A 16658-nucleotide genomic window follows, 5' to 3' on the forward strand; every position below is an offset into this window, starting at 1 on the left:
ATCTCCGACCGCGGCTACCGTGTCCGGCGCGTGACGACGTCACGCGCCGGAGGCGTGTCCGAACCGCCCTACGATTCCTTCAATCTCGGTGATCACGTCGGTGACGACCCGGCGCACGTGGAGGCCAATCGGCGTCGTCTCGCCGAGAAGATCGGTCTGTCTCCCGAGCGTCTCGTGTGGATGGACCAGATTCACGGTCGATCCGTCGCGACGGTGGACGGACCGGTCTCCGGACCGGTCGAGGCCACCGACGCCCTCGTCACCACCCAGCGCGACCTCGCGCTCGTCGTCCTGGCCGCCGACTGCGTGCCGCTCCTGTTGTCCGACGATGCCGCGGGCGTCGTCGCCGCCGTTCACGCCGGCCGCGTCGGTGCTCGGATCGGCATCGTCCCGCGCGTTCTCGACGCCATGGTGGCCGCGGGCGCCGCCGTCTCCCGGATCGAGGCGTTCCTCGGCCCGGCGGCCGGGGGAGACGACTACGAGGTGCCGCGCACCATGCAGATCGACGTCGAGACCCACCTGCCGGGCAGCGCGACGCGTACTCGCAAGGGCACACCCGGTCTCGACATCCGGGCGGGCCTGCGTCGCCAGTTGCTCGAGGCCGGCGTCGCCGGAGTGGCCGCCGATCCGCGCGAGACCATCACGGACCGTTCGCTGTTCAGCCACCGCCGGGGGTCGCCCACGGGGCGGCACGCCGGTGTCGTGTGGATGGACACGACCTCGTGACCGCGCCGGACGATCGGCGGACGTATCTCGCGGACCATCTCGCCGAGGTCCGCGATCGACTGTCGCGCGCCTGTGCGGCCGCGGATCGCGCACCCGATTCCGTGACCCTGCTTCCCGTCACCAAGTTCTTCCCGGCCTCCGACGTCGCACTGCTGCGCGAGCTCGGGTGCACCGAGTTCGGCGAGTCGCGCGAGCAGGACGCGTCTCCCAAGGTCGCCGAGATCGGCACCGACGGTGTGCGCTGGCACATGATCGGCCGCCTGCAGCGCAACAAGGCGAAAGCTGTTGCCGCCTGGGCACATGCGATCCACTCGGTGGACACCGACCGTCTGGTCACCGCACTCGGCAAGGCGGTCGCGGGCGCGGTGGACAACGGTGACAGGACTGCGGATCTGGACGTCTACGTGCAGGTGAGTCTGGACGGTGACACGCATCGCGGAGGCGTGGACCGCGAAGACCTGGAGGCACTCACCGCGCAGGTGTCCGAGACCTCGGGTCTGCGACTCGCCGGGCTCATGGCGGTGCCCCCGTTGGGTGCGGACGCCGACGCGTCGTTCGAGGATCTGCAGCGTCTTCACACGCAGGTCCTCGCCTCACATCCGGGCGCGACCGGACTCTCGGCCGGGATGACGGGCGACCTGGAAGAGGCTGTCCGACACGGGTCCACGTGTGTGCGTGTCGGAACCGCAATCCTCGGTCCACGGCCGATAACCTCGCCTTGACGACATGAACACCATCGTCACCACGGACTTACTCCAGTCACACGAGTACCAGCCACACCGCCACGCCAGGAAGGTCGACCGATGAGCACGTTGCACAAGTTCAAGGCTTACTTCGGCATGGTCCCACTCGACGATTTCGAGGACGACTACCTCGACGACACGGATGCGCCCGTCGCATCCCGGTCGTCGCGTGGCGGATACGGAAAATCGATGGACGACCATGATTACGCCGATCGCGACTACGCCGAGCCGGCGTTCGTCGGTGGTCGCCGGGACGAGGACGACGACTACGAGCGTCCCGAGCCCCGGCACAGCGCTCGGGTGGCGCCGCTGTCGTCGCGCTCCGGTGGCGGATCCCGCTCCGGCGGCGCGATGCGCACCTCCACCCGCGGCGCCCTCGCGATGGACACTCGCATGGACCCGCACTCGGAGCTGCGTCGCAGCGAGCCCCGTCACGCCGAACCGCGCGTGTCCGACCGCCGCCAGGCCGCACTCGACGACGGGGGCCCCATGTCGACCATCACCACGCTGCGTCCGCGTGACTACAGCGAGGCGCGCACGATCGGCGAGCGCTTCCGTGACGGCACGCCCGTCATCATGGATCTGGTCGAGATGAGCAACGCCGACGCCAAGCGCCTCGTCGACTTCGCCGCGGGCCTCGCGTTCGCGTTGCGTGGTTCGTTCGACAAGGTCGCCACGAAGGTGTTCCTGCTCTCACCGGCCGACGTCGACGTCTCCGCCGAAGAGCGTCGCCGGATCGCCGAGACGGGCTTCTACAACCAGCAGTGACGTCTCACACGGCGCGGTGGGCCGGTCTCGCAGTGCGAGATGGCCTCCCCGTGTCGCGAGATGGCATTGTGGTGTCGTGCGTGATCAGAAAGTTGTGTCGGTGTCGGTCTCTCCTGCGTTTCGCAGGACGGTGAGCTGAGTGTTCGCGGTCCTGTACTTCATCCTGTTCGTCTTCTGGCTGTTGCTCATCGGCCGGATCATCGTCGAGTTCATCCGTTCGTTCGCACGTGACTGGCGTCCGACGGGTGTGGTCGTGGTCGTACTCGAAGCGATCTTCACGGTCACCGATCCGCCGGTCAAGCTGCTGCGGCGCATCATCCCGCCACTGAATCTGGGCGGTGTCCGGCTCGACCTGTCCATCATGGTGCTGCTCTTCATCGTCTTCATCCTGATGCGCGTGGTGCAGGGCGTCGGCTGACGGTGAGTTCCGTCGACGGCGACAATGTCCCGTGTGACAGAATGTTGCTCGAAGGTGCACGATGAGTGACCATCGCTCTTTGTGCGATATAACTGAATGTCCTGGTTGCCCCCACTACGGCAGCCGGGTGCCACTGCCACTGTTGATCGAACGAATGCTCGCGTACATCGCTTGTCGATGCTCCACCGCTCTCGAGACGCGTGAAGGGACCCTTCCATGCCGCTGACTCCCGCCGATGTGCACAACGTCGCGTTCAGCAAGCCGCCCATCGGTAAGCGCGGATACAACGAGGACGAGGTCGATGCATTTCTCGATCTCGTCGAACAGGAGCTGTCGCGCCTGATCGAGGAGAATGCCGACCTGCGTCAGCGGGTCGGAGAGCTCGATCAGGATCTCGCCGAGGCCAAGAGCTCGGCAGCGTCGCGTCAGAGCACCCCTGCCCCCGCGCCTGCTCCCACCCCCGCACCGGCACCGCGTCCGGAGCCCGCCAAGCCGGCACCGGTCGTCCAGGCCGCTCCGGCACCGGCTCCTGCCCCCGCCGCGGCGTCGTCCGCCGGCGATTCGAACATGCAGGCTGCGAAGATCCTGGGTCTCGCCCAGGAGATGGCCGATCGCCTCACCGGTGACGCGAAGACCGAGTCCGAGCAGCTGCTCGGGAGCGCTCGCGCCAACTCGGACCGTCTGGTCAGCGAGGCGCAGAGCCGCGCCGAGTCCCTCGTCTCCGAGGCTCGCCAGAAGGCCGACGCACTGCTGTCCGACGCACAGACGCGCTCGGAGACACAGCTGCGCCAGGCCAAGGAGAAGGCCGACGCGCTCGAGAGCGATGCCGAGCGCAAGCACACCGAGATCATGGCGACCATCAACCAGCAGCGTTCGGTACTCGAGGAGCGCATCGAGCGCCTCAAGACGTTCGAGCGCGAGTACCGGGTCCGCCTCAAGTCCTACCTCGAGTCCCAGCTGCAGGAACTCGACCAGCGTTCGTCCGCACTGCCGGTCGACAGTGGTCAGGATCCGTTCAGCAAGGACAACGGCCAGTCGTCGAACTTCGGACAGTCGTACGCCAAGGGCAACAACTGATCCGTCCTCGTCGAGGCTGTTCCGGGGGGGAACCAGCGGGGGGATCGAGGGTGAACGGATGAGTGCGTGCTTGTTCTGACGCTGGTTCTGGCGGGCGTCGGGTTCGCGTTACTCGTCGTCTCGCTCGTCACGGGATCCGTGGTGTGGGCCTGGGCCTGCATCGCGGTGTGTCTCGTGGGTGCGGTCCTGCTGCTCGCCGGTGCCCTCGCGGGACGGCGGCGGTAGACTGCCTCACGTCGAAGTACAGGTAGGTCCAGCGATGATCCGGCCATCACCGGGGAGCTGTCCGGAAGAACGGTCTCGGCCCGCACGGGTCGGTGCTCAGTAGAACCGGACGGGTCGAGCCCGTCACAGCTCGATCGGAGAGTGGGTCGCCTCGGCGGCCAAGCGGGGTGGTACCGCGGCTTCCGGCGCAGAGTGCCGGTCGTCGTCCCCGTGCCGCATCGAACGGGCACAGGAGCACCGCAGCCATGACCACCACCGACGACACCACGACGCCCGACGCGGGGTACCCCCGCGTCCGCTACGCCTCGGAGTCCGGCAGTCCCGATTTCCCGGCTCTCGAGCAGCAGGTCCTCGCGCACTGGGACGCGGACGGCACGTTCCGAGCCAGCGTCGACGCGCGTGCCGACGCGGATGAGTTCGTCTTCTACGACGGGCCGCCCTTCGCCAACGGCCTCCCGCACTACGGCCATCTCCTCACCGGCTACGTGAAGGACCTGATCCCGCGTTTCCAGACCATGCGCGGGCGCAAGGTGGAGCGACGGTTCGGCTGGGACTGTCACGGTCTCCCCGCCGAGCTCGAGGCGGAGAAGCAGCTCGGCATCACCGACAAGAGCCAGATCGACACGATGGGTCTGGCGGAGTTCAACGCGTACTGCAAGCAGTCCGTTCTGCGGTACACCGGCGAGTGGCGCGACTATGTCACGCGCCAGGCGCGGTGGGTGGACTTCGACAACGACTACAAGACGCTCGACCTGGACTTCATGGAGTCGGTCATGTGGGCGTTCAAGGAACTGCACGACAAGGGCCTGGTGTACCAGGGCTTCCGCGTGCTGCCCTACAGCTGGTACGAGCAGACGCCGCTGTCGAACCAGGAGACCAGGCTCGACGACGCCTACAAGATGCGTCAGGACCCAGCGGTCACGGTGCGGATGACGTTGAGCGCGCCCGGCTCCCCGCTCGACGGTGCGGACGCACTGATCTGGACCACCACCCCGTGGACCGTGCCGTCCAACCTGGCGATGGCCGTACGCCCCGACATCGACTACGTGCAGATCGAGGACGGCGCGGGCGGCCGTGTCGTGCTCGCCCGAGATCGGGTGTCGCACTACGCCCGTGAGTTCGGCGACGAGCCCGTGGTGGTGTCCGAACACACCGGTGCCGATCTGATCGGTCTCGCCTACGCGCCGCCGTTCGATTTCTTCCTCGGTCACGAGAACAGTCACCGTGTGCTGTCGGCCGACTACGTGACCACCGACTCCGGTACCGGAATCGTCCACCTCGCACCGGCTTTCGGTGAAGAGGACATGGACGTCGCCACGGCCAACGGCATCGAGGTGGTGCAGCCGCTCGATGCGGGCGGCAAGTTCACCGCGATGGTGCCGCCGTACGAGGGGCTGATGATCTTCGATGCCAACCCGGTGATCATCAAGGACCTCAAGGCGTCGGGAAAGCTGGTGCGGCACGAGACGATCGAGCACTCGTACCCGCACAGCTGGCGTTCGGGTCAGCCGCTGATCTACATGGCGGTGCCGTCGTGGTTCGTCTCCGTCACCAGTTTCCGCGACCGGATGGTCGAGCTGAACCAGGACATCACGTGGGTGCCCGAGCACATCCGCGACGGCCAGTTCGGCAAGTGGCTCGAAGGTGCGCGTGACTGGAACATCAGCCGAAACCGGTACTGGGGCAGCCCCATCCCGGTGTGGGTGTCGGACGACCCCGCGTACCCGCGCACCGACGTGTACGGCAGTCTCGACCAGATCGAGGCGGACTTCGGCGTCCGTCCGAACGACCTGCACCGGCCGTTCATCGACGAGCTGACCCGTCCCAACCCGGACGACCCCACGGGCCGGTCCGTCATGCGTCGAGTCCCCGAGGTACTGGACTGCTGGTTCGAGTCGGGCTCGATGCCGTTCGCCCAGGTGCACTACCCGTTCGAGAACGCCGAGTGGTTCTCCACGCACAACCCGGGCGACTTCATCGTCGAGTACAACGGTCAGACGCGTGGGTGGTTCTACACCCTCCACGTCCTGGCGACGGCGCTGTTCGACCGGCCCGCCTTCCGGACGGTCGCGGCACACGGCATCGTGCTGGGCGAGGACGGGCTCAAGATGAGCAAGTCCAAGGGCAACTACCCGGACGTCAACGAGGTGTTCGACCGCGACGGCTCCGATGCCATGCGGTGGTTCCTCATGTCGTCCCCGATCCTGCGGGGCGGCAACCTGATCGTCACCGAGCAGGGCATCCGCGAGGGTGTGCGGCAGGCACTGCTGCCGATGTGGAACGCGTGGAGTTTCCTGCAGCTGTACGCGTCGAAGCCGGGGACGTGGCGGACCGATTCCACCAACGTGCTCGATCGCTACATCCTGGCCAAGTTGGCCGAGACCACGCGCGTCATCACCGAGGCGTTGGAGGCGGTCGACATCGCGGGGGCGTGCGACGAGTTGCGTCAGTTCTGCGACGCGCTGACCAACTGGTACGTGCGGCGTTCGCGTCAGCGCTTCTGGAACGAGGACGCCGACGCGATCGACACTCTGCACACGGTGCTCGAGGTGCTCACCCGCGTCGCGGCCCCGATGCTCCCGCTCGTCAGCGAGGTCGTCTGGCGGGGACTCACCGGTGGGCGCTCCGTGCATCTCGCGGACTGGCCGGTGGTCGGTACCGAGTTGCCGGCCGATCCCGAGCTGGTCGCGGCGATGGACGAGGTCCGCACCGTCTGCGGCGCGGCACTGTCGCTGCGCAAGGCGAAGAACCTGCGCGTCCGCCTGCCGCTGCAGGAGCTCACCGTCGCCGCCGACGACGCCGAGCGGCTGCGCCCGTTCGCGGACCTCATCGCCGACGAGGTGAACGTCAAGCGTGTCGATCTCACCGAGAACGTCGACGTGCACGGCCGTTTCGAGCTCGTCGTCAACGCCCGCGTGGCCGGTCCGCGTCTGGGCAAGCAGGTGCAGGCGGTCATCAAGGCGGTCAAGGCAGGGGAGTGGAGCGAGACCGACGGCGTCGTCACGGCAGCAGGTCTCGAGCTGCTGCCCGAGGAGTTCACCCGGCGCCTGGTCGCGGCGGAACCGGAGTCGACGGCGGCGCTCCCGGGCAATGCCGGGCTGGTCGTGCTCGACTCGGAGGTCACCGAGGAGCTCGAGGCCGAGGGGTGGGCCAAGGATCGCATCCGCGAGTTCCAGGACGCCCGACGCTCCGCGGGTCTGGACGTGTCCGACCGCATCGCGGTGACGGTCGACGTTCCCGCCGAGCGCCGGTCCTGGTTCGACACGCACCGCGATCTCATCGCCGGCGAGATCCTGGCCACCGATCTGCAGGTCGGCGATCCGGGTTCGGCAGCAGTCGATCTCGGCGACGGAGTGCGGGCATCGCTGGTGAAGGCCTGACGGTGTGAGCGGCGGGTCGGCCGAGCGCAGCAGACGCTGGGTGTTGCATCTCGACATGGACGCGTTCTTCGCGTCGGTCGAGCAGCTCACCCGGCCGACGCTGCGGGGCCGACCCGTGCTCGTCGGCGGTGGCGGTGGTCGAGGCGTCGTGGCGGGATGCAGCTACGAGGCACGCGTGTTCGGTGCCCGGTCGGCGATGCCGATGCACCAGGCTCGACGACTCGTCGGATCCGGTGCGGTGGTGGTGCCGCCCCGCGGCAAGGTCTACTCGGCTCTCTCCACCGTCGTCTTCGACACCGTGCGGCGCGTCGTGCCGGTGATCGAACAGCTCTCGCTCGACGAGGCGTTCGGTGAGCCCGCGGAGTTGGCGGGAGCGACCGTCGCCGAGGTGGAGGAGTTCTGCGCCGCGCTGCGTGCGTCAGTCCTGGACGCGTCCGGGCTCGTCGCCTCCATCGGAGCAGGAGCGGGCAAGCAGATCGCGAAGATCGGCTCGGGTCTCGCGAAGCCGGACGGCATCCGGGTGGTCTCTCCGGCGGACCAGGCCGCTCTCCTCGAGACTCTGCCGGTGCGGAAGTTGTGGGGCATCGGGCCGGTGGCCGAGGACAAGCTCCGCCGACTGGGAGTGCACACGGTCGGTGCATTCGCCGCGATGCCGGAGGCGGAGGCCGCGTCCGTACTCGGTTCCGCCGTCGGCCCCAGCCTGCACCGTCTCGCACGTGGTCTCGACGATCGACCCGTGGCGGAACGCGCCGAGTCCAAACAGGTCAGTGCCGAGACCACCTTCGCCACCGACATCGTCGACATGGCCGGGTTGCGATCCGCCATCGTCGCCAGCGCGGAGGCCGCCCACACCCGATTGGCGAAGGACGGGCGGGCGGCCCGCACCGTCGTCCTCAAGCTCCGCAAGTCCGACATGAGCATCGTGACCCGTTCGGCCACACTGCCGTACGCGACGGTCGATCTGGCGACGATCGTGGCCACCGCGCAGCGGCAGGCTCTCGATCCGCGCGAGCTCGGCAGTATCCGACTTGTGGGCGTGGGCCTCGCCGGGCTGTCGACGGTCCGGCAGGAGTCGCTGTTCCCCGAACTCGACCAGGAGGGCCTCGACGTCGACTCCTCGGTCACCGCGGCCGAGCCCGCGCCGGTCGTCACGAGCGACGTCCTGCTCTGGCGGCCGGGGCTCGACGTCCGACACGACGAGTACGGCCACGGGTGGGTGCAGGGCGCAGGGCACGACGTGGTGACCGTGCGGTTCGAGACGCGGAGCACGGGCCCCGGGGTGGCGCGGACCTTCTCCGGAGACGACGAGCACCTCGCGGTGGCGGATCCGATGGACAGTCTGGCCTGAGGCTCACCGATCGAGTCCTGTGACCCATCCGCGGGGCGCGCACCGCCGAATACGCGTGACTGCGGCGTCTGTCGCCGCACCCGTACGACGAGGAGTGCCCGTGCCCGGCACCGAGTTCACGCTGCGAGCCTCGCTCCCATGGTGAGCGATCAGCGGCACCCGCTAGCGGGTCTGCGCGGAGCCGAGTGGGTCGCCGTCTGTGCAGATCTCCTGCACGCGGACGGAGCGACCGCGGTACTCACCTCCGCGCACGCCCCGGACAGCAGGCGCGTGCTGTACCCGACCGCCCACGATGCCGTGCAACTGGCGGATCTGCAGTACCTCCTGGGCGAGGGACCCCACGCGGAGACGATGGCGGACGGTCGGATGCACAGTGTGTCGGTCGACTCGGCGGCGGATTGCGCGCGATGGCCCCTGCTGGTCGACTGTCTCATCGAGTCTGGGGTGCGATGGGTCCGGACCGTCGCGCTCGGAACAGCCAGCCGGGTCGGCACCCTGCAGTGCCACGGACGCGGTCCCCTCGGCACACCCGACGAGAGGACCGTCGCGGCGGTGGGCAGACTCGCCGATGTGCTGGGCGACGAACTGGTCACCTCCGGCCTGGCAGGCGTACCGGCGGATCCGGGCGGTGAGTGCGACCTGATCGACGAGGCCATCGGTGTCCTGGCCGGTCGTCACCGGATCGACGCGCCCGCGGCGTCGGCCGTGCTGCGGGCGGCGGCGTTCGCGGCGGATCGCACGGTGGCACTCCAGGCCCGAGCCGTTCTCGACGTCTGAGCGGTGTGTCGGCAGCATCTGTCGACGCCCGGGACGACACGAGGAGGTTTCGGCGTCCGAACTGCTCGTCGTGACGGTCTTCCGGCGCTCGTTCCTTCCGTGTCTTCGGCGTTACCGGTGACATGCGGGAAATGCGTTCGTGCAATTGTGATGTGTGCGAACAAGTACTGTCACCCGACATTTCCGTCCGTTACTGTGACCGAGTCCACTGACCTTCGGGGAAAGGCTCGTCATGAATGTCAGACTTCTCGCTCGGGCGTGTGCAGCGGCGTCTGTCGCCGCTGCGGCCCTGGTCGTTCCCAGCGCTGTGGCCACCGCGGCGCCGTGTACGGACGTCGACGTCTCGTTTGCACGCGGGACCGGTGAACTGCCCGGACTCGGCATCACCGGTGGACCTTTCACCAGCAGTGTCACCTCCACGCTCGCCGGACGGTCCGTCAGCACCTACGCCGTGAACTACGCTGCCGACTTCTCGCAGGCCAGCGCCGGGCCCGGCTCGCGTGACCTGGTCGCGCACATCACCTCCGTCGCAGCAGCATGTCCTGCAACGCAATTCATCATCGGTGGGTACTCACAGGGTGCCACTGTGGTCACCAATGCCGTGGGTCTGCGCACCCCGAGCAGTCTCACCGGTTCCGTGCTGCCCGCCGGTGTCGCCGACAGGGTCGAGGCCGTCGTCGTGTTCGGCAACCCGTTCGGTCTGACCGGGAGGACCATCGAGTCGGCGAGCGGAACCTACGGCCCGCGCGCCCGCAGTTTCTGCAACTTCGGAGACCCGGTGTGCCAGATCGGCGGATTCAATTCCTTTGCGCATCTCACCTACGCGAGCAATGGCAGCGCGGGTCAGGGTGCGACATTCGCAGCCTCCCGAATCAGCTGAATCGCTCATTGTTCGACTGATCGGAGCTCGGTGGACTGAATGTGCGCGGTGCATGCAGGTTCGGCGTCGAACCCGGCATCCTCCACCCGGCCAGGGGTTCGCCCCGTGCGCAGCGCGTGGTGTTCTGCGCAGGATGCAGAGTGCGCGCTACCCCGTGCGGTGCGCGCGGCGGCCACCGCGCCGGCCGACGCCGCCCACCCTGTGACCCCTCTCGAGAGCGCGACGAGCTTTACCGTTTCCTCAGAACTGGTCGGTAAGGTCTGGCCCGACGCTCGATACCGAGTCAACTCACGAGATGTAAGGACGTACACGTGAAGCTTCCCCGTACCGGACGCGCACTGGTGGCAGGCATGGCAGTCGCCGCCGCCCTGACGATGACGGCGTGCAGCAGCGGCGAGGACGGCGGCACCACCGACGCCACCACGTCGGCAGCCACCACCTCCAGCGCAGTTGCCGAGGCACCGTCCGATCTCCCCCCGGTTCCCACCGCCGAGGAGCTGAACACGCGCCTGCAGGAGAGCCTCGATCCCAACGTGCCGCTCGAGCAGAAGGTCCAGTACGTGCAGGGCGCGGAAGCTGATCCGGAGCTCATCAACAAGGTCGCCGAGGCCGCTCGCGTGAACAACGCGAAGATCCAGGTCCTCGACGTGACCGATCTGGGCGACGGCACGCTCAGCTCCAACGCCACCATCGATCTCGGTGGCCAGGTCAACCCGCTCCAGGTCGCCTACGTGGCCGAGGACGGGGAGTGGAAGCTGTCGAAGGACAACGCTTGCGCGATCGTGTCGCTGGCGCAGCTGACCTCGCCTGCCTGCACCGCCTGACACCGCAGTACCGACCACACGACGCCGGCATCACCTTCGGGTGGTGCCGGCGTCGTCGTGTCTCAGCGCAGCCGGTCGGCGGCGGTGCGCGCGAGCGTCCGCACCAGGTCGGGGTCGACGGGCTCGGTCCCGGTGGCCACCAGTTGGCTCAGGGTGGATCCGGAGACGGTGAGGATCGCGTCCGTCGTCAGGGACACGCCGTCGCTGCTCACCGCGAGTCGCACCGCCACGGAGGCGTCGCCGATCGGGGCGACGTCGGTGAGCAGGGTCGAGGAGCCGACGCGGTAGTCCACCCGCACACCGTCGGCGTCCGTGCCGCTGAAGGTCGCGCATCGTGTGAGCGAGTCCTGCACGGCCGCGAATGCGGTGAGGGCGCCGGGACCGTCGTAGCTCGCGGCGTCCTGGTCGATCGACGAGAAGTCGGGTCCGCCGTAGGAGACGGATGCGGCGCTGATGACGCCGGGCACCTGGGTGGCGATGGGCGCCAGCACCGCGGCGCACTCGGCGGGGTCGGTGCTCGACCGGTCCTCGGCCGTCGCGCCCGGAGCGCTGGGGTCGAGCGGAGGCAGGTCGTAGCCGGTGTAGCCGGGTGGGAGGTCGGCGATGCTCAGGAGCCGACCGGCGAGCAGAGCGTTGTCGGTGATCGGGCCGGTGCCGGTGGCCGACGGCGGAGGGACCGGAGTGAAGGCGGGGAGCCCGACGGTGGGCGCCTCGGGCGTGGCCTCGCTCGGTGTGTCGCCGACGTCCCGATCGGTGCCGCATCCGACGAGCACCACCGCGAGCGCTGCCGTGACCGCGCCCAGTCGTCTCAACTCCACGTCACCGTGTTGCTGGTGGTCTGCTTCAGCGTCGTCTGGCTGTTGGCGTCCCGGTAGACCTGGTCGCCGCCGACGGCGACCGTGCCGCCCAGGGGAAGCGGCTTGGACGGATCGATCCGCAACTGCCCCTGGCCGGTCATCACGAACGACTCGATGTTCAGGGTGCCCTGCTCGTCGGGCAGCTGCCAGATCGGTTCCTCCGGCGACTGGGTCACGGCGACGTCGACCGTCGCGACGCCGTCGTCGAACGAGGTGAGTGTCGCCGTCGTCGTCTGCAGCAGCGAGATCCCGCTGACGACCTCCTGGGTGACGGTCCATCTCGCGCCGACGCCGATGGGCTCTGCCGGGAACGGGACGGCGCGGTACACCGCCTGGGACAGCGCCTGCTCGACGGCTGATCGAGCGATGTCCCGGGCGTCCGGCGACGGATCGATGGTGAGTGCGGTGACGGCACCCGACGGCGTGGTCGCGAAGCCTGCGGACGATCCCGCGGTGGGCCCGAGGCTCGCCTGCAGGGTGGCGTCCGACGTGGTGGCCGCACCGAGTGTCATGTCGACCTGGAGTCCGTCGGACCCGGCCGCCGAGCGTGAGGTCGCCGTCATCGGCAGCGTCAGCGGCGGGGTCGAGAAGTCCTGCGACTCGGCAGCGTCGATCTGCTGGCTGATGGTCGACTCGGCCACGAGGGTCGCGGTCTGCTCTGCTTCCGACGGGGTCGCGGTGACGACGGTCCGCGGCTCGGCTCCGGCATCGACCAGCGTGGTGGTGACGGCGGAGACCGGGAGAGTGACCGCGGACGTGCTGGGGGTCAGCTCCTCGGTCGCGGGTACGTCGGTGTCGGTCCCGCACGCCCCGAGCGAGAGGACGACGGTGACCGCTGCCGCGGCGACGAGGGTGGTGGAGCGTCGGCGGGGTCGTGTCGAGAGCAGTGTCACGCGCCCGAGGTTAGCGTCGGATCCTGAGCGGCCGGTGAGCGGTGAGGGCAGGTAGTGGACAATGGTGGGGTGACCGACGTGGAGAATCCGGACCGACCCCTGGCCCGACGTACCCGACGGCTGTTCGCTGTCGCGGCGGTCGTGCTCGCCCTGGACCTGCTCACGAAGATCGTCGCGGTCGCCGTCATCGAGCCCGGTCGACCGATCGAGATCATCGGTGACACCGTCACCCTCCGCATGGTGCGCAACGCGGGCGCGGCGTTCTCGATGGCCACGGGCATGACCTGGCTGTTGACGCTGGTGGCCGTCGCCGTCGTGGTGGGTGTGATCCGCATCGGACGCACTCTTCGCTCCGGCTGGTGGGCCGTGGGCCTCGGCCTGGTGCTGGGCGGCGCGCTCGGCAATCTGATCGACCGATTCTTCCGCTCGCCCGGCCCGCTGCAGGGTCACGTCGTGGACTTCGTGTCCATCGGCTGGTGGCCGGTCTTCAACGTCGCCGATTCCTCCATCGTCTGCGGGGCCGTCCTGCTGGTGATCATCACGCTGTTCGGGATCGAGCCGGACGGGACTCGCCGTGCCGACGACAAGGGTGACGACCCCGCGGTGACCGAGAGCGCAGCGGCGACGGAGTCGGAGAAGAAGGCGTGAGGGAGACACGGTCGATGCCCGTTCCGGACGGGCTCGACGGCATGCGCGTGGATGCGGGACTGGCTCGGCTGCTGGGGTTGTCGCGGACCGTCGTCGCGACCCTCGCCGAGGAGGGCGCCGTCCAGGTCGACGGTTCCACTGTGGCGAAGTCCGACCGTCTCGGCGGCGGCACGTGGCTCGAGGTGGAACTGCCCGAGCCCGCGCGTCCGTTGACCATCGAGGCACAGCCGGTGCCGGGCATGGAGATCCTGTACTCGGACGACCACATCGTCGTCGTGGACAAGCCGGTCGGAGTGGCCGCGCACGCGAGCGTGGGCTGGACGGGACCGACGGTGATCGGTGGTCTCGCGGCCGCTGGATTCCGCATCTCGACGTCCGGGGTCCACGAGCGTCAGGGCATCGTGCACCGTCTCGACGTCGGGACGTCCGGCGTGATGGTGGTGGCGACGTCGGAGCATGCGTACACCGTGCTCAAGCGCGCGTTCAAGGAGCGCACGATCGACAAGCGCTATCACGCTCTGGTGCAGGGACATCCGGACCCGAGCAGCGGAACCGTCGATGCGCCCATCGGACGACACCGCAGCAACGACTGGAAGTTCGCCGTCACGGCCGACGGCAAGCCCAGCATCACCCACTACGACACGGTCGAGGCGTTCCAGGCCGCGAGCCTGCTGGACGTGCACCTCGAGACCGGGCGCACTCACCAGATCCGGGTGCACTTCTCGGCGCTGCGGCATCCGTGCTGCGGTGATCTGACCTACGGTGCCGATCCGCGCCTGGCCGAACGACTCGGCCTCGAACGCCAGTGGCTGCACGCCCGCGCACTCGGGTTCACTCATCCCGGTGACGGCCGCTACGTGGAGTTCTCGAGCCCGTACCCGGCGGATCTGCAGCACGCACTGGACGTGTTGAGAGCGGGCTGAGACGCGTGCGCGCCGTGTCCGCGGCGTCGGTCGTCGCGTTGATCGTCGCGGTGCTCGTGCTCGGTGTCCTCGACCCGGTCCGTGGTTCGTCGGTTCGCACCGATGCCCTTGGTCCCGACAACGACGAGACCGCCGCGCAGTACGTGGCCCGGGTGGACCCGCCCTCCGGCGACGGAGATCGGTGGGCGCTGGTGTCCTTCACCCGGTCGATGCGTGCCGACGAGATCGCGCCCACCGTCGACGGAATCAGGGTCTCGGTCGTCTATGCGCACGTGCCGATCGACCGCGTGCAGACCCCGCTCGTGGTGGTCCCGGTGCCGGACACCGACTCCGTGCTCGCGTCGTCCGTCCGTCTCGCCGCCGGCCTCGTTCCGCCCGGACGCGACCAGCGCGGGAACGCGATCGCGACGGTGGTGCGCGCACGCCTGCAGGCCGACTGTGACTGCGCCGCAGGAGTTCTGGTACGTGCGAGTGTTCCGGAACTCGCCGCGCTCGCGGGCCTGGACGGCATCCGCGCGGTCGAGGCATTGCCGGGGGACGCGGTCTACGGCCGGTTCGCGGTGGCACCGCTGTATCCCGAACGCGACGGCGACGCGGTGCAGCCCGACGACGGCCCGGTTCCCGCCTCCTGACCTCAGGACCCGAGCAGGCCGAAGCCGAGCACCGCCGAGTCGTCCGCCCAGTCCAGATCGTGAATGCGGATCCCGCCCATCTCGTTGCCGCCGACGGTCGTGACCGTGTCCCCGTCCACCGCGACCACGATGTTCGTGTGCTGCCCGACGAGCAGATCCCCGACGGGCCCACCCGACTCGTACAGGACGACGTCGCCGACCGCGGGGGAGTGGTCGCCGACCGGCGCGAAACGGCCCTGTTCCTGGTAGTACTCCGTCAACGTGTAGACACCGGGAATGCGCCACCCACCCGAGTGCGGATTGGTGAACGGCTGTCCGGCCTGGCGCATCACGTGACTGACGAAGTCGGCGCACCAGGCCTCGTCGACGCCCTCGGAGTAGAACGTGGCGGGACGGGGATCGCGGTACTCACGCTCCACCACCTCGAGCACACGCTGCTGCGCCGGGGACAGGGACGCGTCGGCCGCGGGGAAGTCGGCGGTGTCCCACGGGTACCACCGCTCGGGCGCGGTCCACAGCACCGCCGCGACGGCGACCACCGCGAGGGCGACGACGCCGGCGACGGTACGGCGGAGGCGGGTGGTGGGCATGCCTCGACGCTACCGAGCCGGGCCTCCGTGGTCAGGATCGCGGCGCCGATCTTCACGGAACCCTCACATGATGGACTGGGGACATGAGACGTGTGGGGCACCGACATCTGATCCGTGCCGTCGGCGGGTCCGCCGCCGCGGTGCTCGTCGTCGTGCTCGGATCGGCGGCGTGGGTCGCCGCCTCGTCCCACGGTCGGCTGTACACGGCGGACACCGCGCCGCGTGCTCCCGTCGCCATCGTGCTGGGCGCTCGGGTCCAGGAGGGCGAACCTTCGTCGTTTCTCGCCGGTCGGCTCGACGCGGCACTCGATCTGGTGCGTCGCGGTACCGTGCGCGCACTTCTGTTGTCGGGCAACGCCGCCGGCACATCGGGTGACGAGGTGGAGGTGATGACGCGCTACCTGGTGCGCCGCGGCGTCGATCCCGACCGCATCGTGGCCGACCCGTACGGTCTGACGACCCACGACACGTGTCGACGCGCCGTGGCGACGTACGGAGTGTCGACGGCCCTGATCGTCAGTCAGGACACCCATGCCGCACGTGCGGTGGCCCTGTGCCGAGCTGCGGGGATCGATGCCGGCGGCGTCGTCGCTCCCTGTGACTGTTCCCGGCGCTCGCTGCTGCGGCAGTTCGTACGCGAGATGCTCGCGCGTCCCAAGGCCGTGCTGGACGTGCTCCGCGGCTCCGCGCCCGCGGTGCAGTCGCCATCGACCGACGCGGTGCGCCGCGCCGTCGAGATCGGCTGACCCGAGTCACTCGGATCACCTCGAGCCCAACCCTGTTCGCACCGTCGCACCGCGAGCAGTCCGGAGACCCGAGCGCGAGTTGATGCTTGCGGCAACAGCTCCGGCGTATCGAGCTCAGTCCGTCTGTCTCGCGGACGACGTCGTTGCGTGGCTTCGTGTTCGGCGCGGCGACCGGTGCGCTGCGTGAGGTTCAGCCGGCCTGA

At 68.9% G+C, this 16658-nt stretch carries 18 protein-coding genes and 1 pseudogene; 16 read left to right on the plus strand and 3 right to left on the minus strand.

All coding sequences use genetic code 11. The annotated features are described in order from the left end of the window. The 11 genes from pgeF to BR07_RS0113285 all read left to right on the plus strand — a co-directional run bounded on the left by pgeF (position 1) and on the right by BR07_RS0113285 (position 11166). Positions 1–726 (plus strand): peptidoglycan editing factor PgeF, encoded by a 726-nt coding sequence (gene pgeF / locus BR07_RS0113235; protein WP_027505853.1) that lies wholly within the window; start codon positions 1–3, stop codon positions 724–726. Beyond that, positions 723–1448 (plus strand): YggS family pyridoxal phosphate-dependent enzyme, encoded by a 726-nt coding sequence (locus BR07_RS0113240; RefSeq protein ID WP_027505854.1) that lies wholly within the window; start codon positions 723–725, stop codon positions 1446–1448. The genes pgeF and BR07_RS0113240 overlap by 4 nt, the downstream gene beginning before the upstream one ends. 81 nt (positions 1449–1529) lie before the next feature. Then, positions 1530–2237 (plus strand): cell division protein SepF, encoded by a 708-nt coding sequence (locus BR07_RS0113245; protein ID WP_027505855.1) that lies wholly within the window; start codon positions 1530–1532, stop codon positions 2235–2237. A 139-nt stretch (positions 2238–2376) separates the two neighbouring features. Beyond that, positions 2377–2655 (plus strand): YggT family protein, encoded by a 279-nt coding sequence (locus BR07_RS0113250; RefSeq protein WP_027505856.1) that lies wholly within the window; start codon positions 2377–2379, stop codon positions 2653–2655. Between the two features lie 216 nt (positions 2656–2871). Further along, positions 2872–3732, plus strand: coding sequence for a DivIVA-like cell division protein Wag31 (gene wag31, locus BR07_RS0113255; protein WP_027505857.1), 861 nt, complete (start codon positions 2872–2874; stop codon positions 3730–3732). A gap of 66 nt (positions 3733–3798) precedes the next feature. Continuing rightward, complete coding sequence (locus BR07_RS27385; RefSeq protein ID WP_027505858.1) at positions 3799–3957, plus strand: hypothetical protein; 159 nt, start codon at positions 3799–3801, stop codon at positions 3955–3957. Positions 3958–4202: 245 nt separating this feature from the next. After that, positions 4203–7337 carry an isoleucine--tRNA ligase gene (gene ileS / locus BR07_RS0113265; RefSeq protein ID WP_027505859.1) on the plus strand — a complete coding sequence of 1045 codons (3135 nt, stop codon included), beginning with the start codon at positions 4203–4205 and terminating at the stop codon, positions 7335–7337. A gap of 55 nt (positions 7338–7392) precedes the next feature. After that, positions 7393–8685, plus strand: coding sequence for a DNA polymerase IV (locus BR07_RS0113270; protein WP_081821271.1), 1293 nt, complete (start codon positions 7393–7395; stop codon positions 8683–8685). A 138-nt stretch (positions 8686–8823) separates the two neighbouring features. Next, entirely contained in the window at positions 8824–9462 is a 639-nt protein-coding gene (locus BR07_RS0113275; protein WP_027505861.1) for a hypothetical protein, read from the plus strand. A gap of 232 nt (positions 9463–9694) precedes the next feature. After that, the gene (locus BR07_RS0113280; RefSeq protein ID WP_027505862.1) at positions 9695–10342 is read left to right on the plus strand and encodes a cutinase family protein; all 648 of its coding nucleotides are present in this window, start codon (positions 9695–9697) and stop codon (positions 10340–10342) included. Between the two features lie 311 nt (positions 10343–10653). Next, positions 10654–11166, plus strand: coding sequence for a hypothetical protein (locus BR07_RS0113285; RefSeq protein ID WP_027505863.1), 513 nt, complete (start codon positions 10654–10656; stop codon positions 11164–11166). A 62-nt stretch (positions 11167–11228) separates the two neighbouring features. Here the strand turns inward: BR07_RS0113285 and BR07_RS24515 are convergent, their stop codons facing one another. Beyond that, complete coding sequence (locus tag BR07_RS24515; RefSeq protein WP_037185720.1) at positions 11229–11984, minus strand: sensor domain-containing protein; 756 nt, start codon at positions 11982–11984, stop codon at positions 11229–11231. Continuing rightward, positions 11975–12916 (minus strand): hypothetical protein, encoded by a 942-nt coding sequence (locus BR07_RS0113295; RefSeq protein WP_027505864.1) that lies wholly within the window; start codon positions 12914–12916, stop codon positions 11975–11977. The genes BR07_RS24515 and BR07_RS0113295 overlap by 10 nt, the downstream gene beginning before the upstream one ends. Positions 12917–12985: 69 nt before the next feature. On the opposite strand from BR07_RS0113295, the gene lspA reads away from it, so the two are divergent. From lspA to BR07_RS0113310, 3 genes are read left to right on the plus strand one after another with little or no spacing between them, the layout of a single operon-like run. Further along, complete coding sequence (lspA, locus tag BR07_RS24520) at positions 12986–13564, plus strand: signal peptidase II (RefSeq protein ID WP_231476321.1); 579 nt, start codon at positions 12986–12988, stop codon at positions 13562–13564. Next, positions 13561–14487 (plus strand): RluA family pseudouridine synthase, encoded by a 927-nt coding sequence (locus BR07_RS0113305; RefSeq protein ID WP_027505865.1) that lies wholly within the window; start codon positions 13561–13563, stop codon positions 14485–14487. Before lspA ends, BR07_RS0113305 begins: the two co-directional genes overlap by 4 nt. A 5-nt stretch (positions 14488–14492) precedes the next feature. Then, the gene (locus BR07_RS0113310; protein WP_051613372.1) at positions 14493–15119 is read left to right on the plus strand and encodes a hypothetical protein; all 627 of its coding nucleotides are present in this window, start codon (positions 14493–14495) and stop codon (positions 15117–15119) included. Between the two features lie 2 nt (positions 15120–15121). Here the strand turns inward: BR07_RS0113310 and BR07_RS0113315 are convergent, their stop codons facing one another. Then, positions 15122–15709 (minus strand): CHAP domain-containing protein, encoded by a 588-nt coding sequence (locus tag BR07_RS0113315; RefSeq protein WP_027505867.1) that lies wholly within the window; start codon positions 15707–15709, stop codon positions 15122–15124. Positions 15710–15801: 92 nt separating this feature from the next. On the opposite strand from BR07_RS0113315, the gene BR07_RS0113320 reads away from it, so the two are divergent. Further along, the gene (locus BR07_RS0113320) at positions 15802–16455 is read left to right on the plus strand and encodes an ElyC/SanA/YdcF family protein (RefSeq protein WP_027505868.1); all 654 of its coding nucleotides are present in this window, start codon (positions 15802–15804) and stop codon (positions 16453–16455) included. Between the two features lie 86 nt (positions 16456–16541). Beyond that, positions 16542–16658 (plus strand): annotated as a pseudogene (locus tag BR07_RS27630) (carbonic anhydrase); the annotation flags it as partial.

It is taken from the genome of Rhodococcus sp. UNC23MFCrub1.1, assembly GCF_000686025.1.
Classification (GTDB): Bacteria; Actinomycetota; Actinomycetes; order Mycobacteriales; family Mycobacteriaceae; genus Rhodococcoides.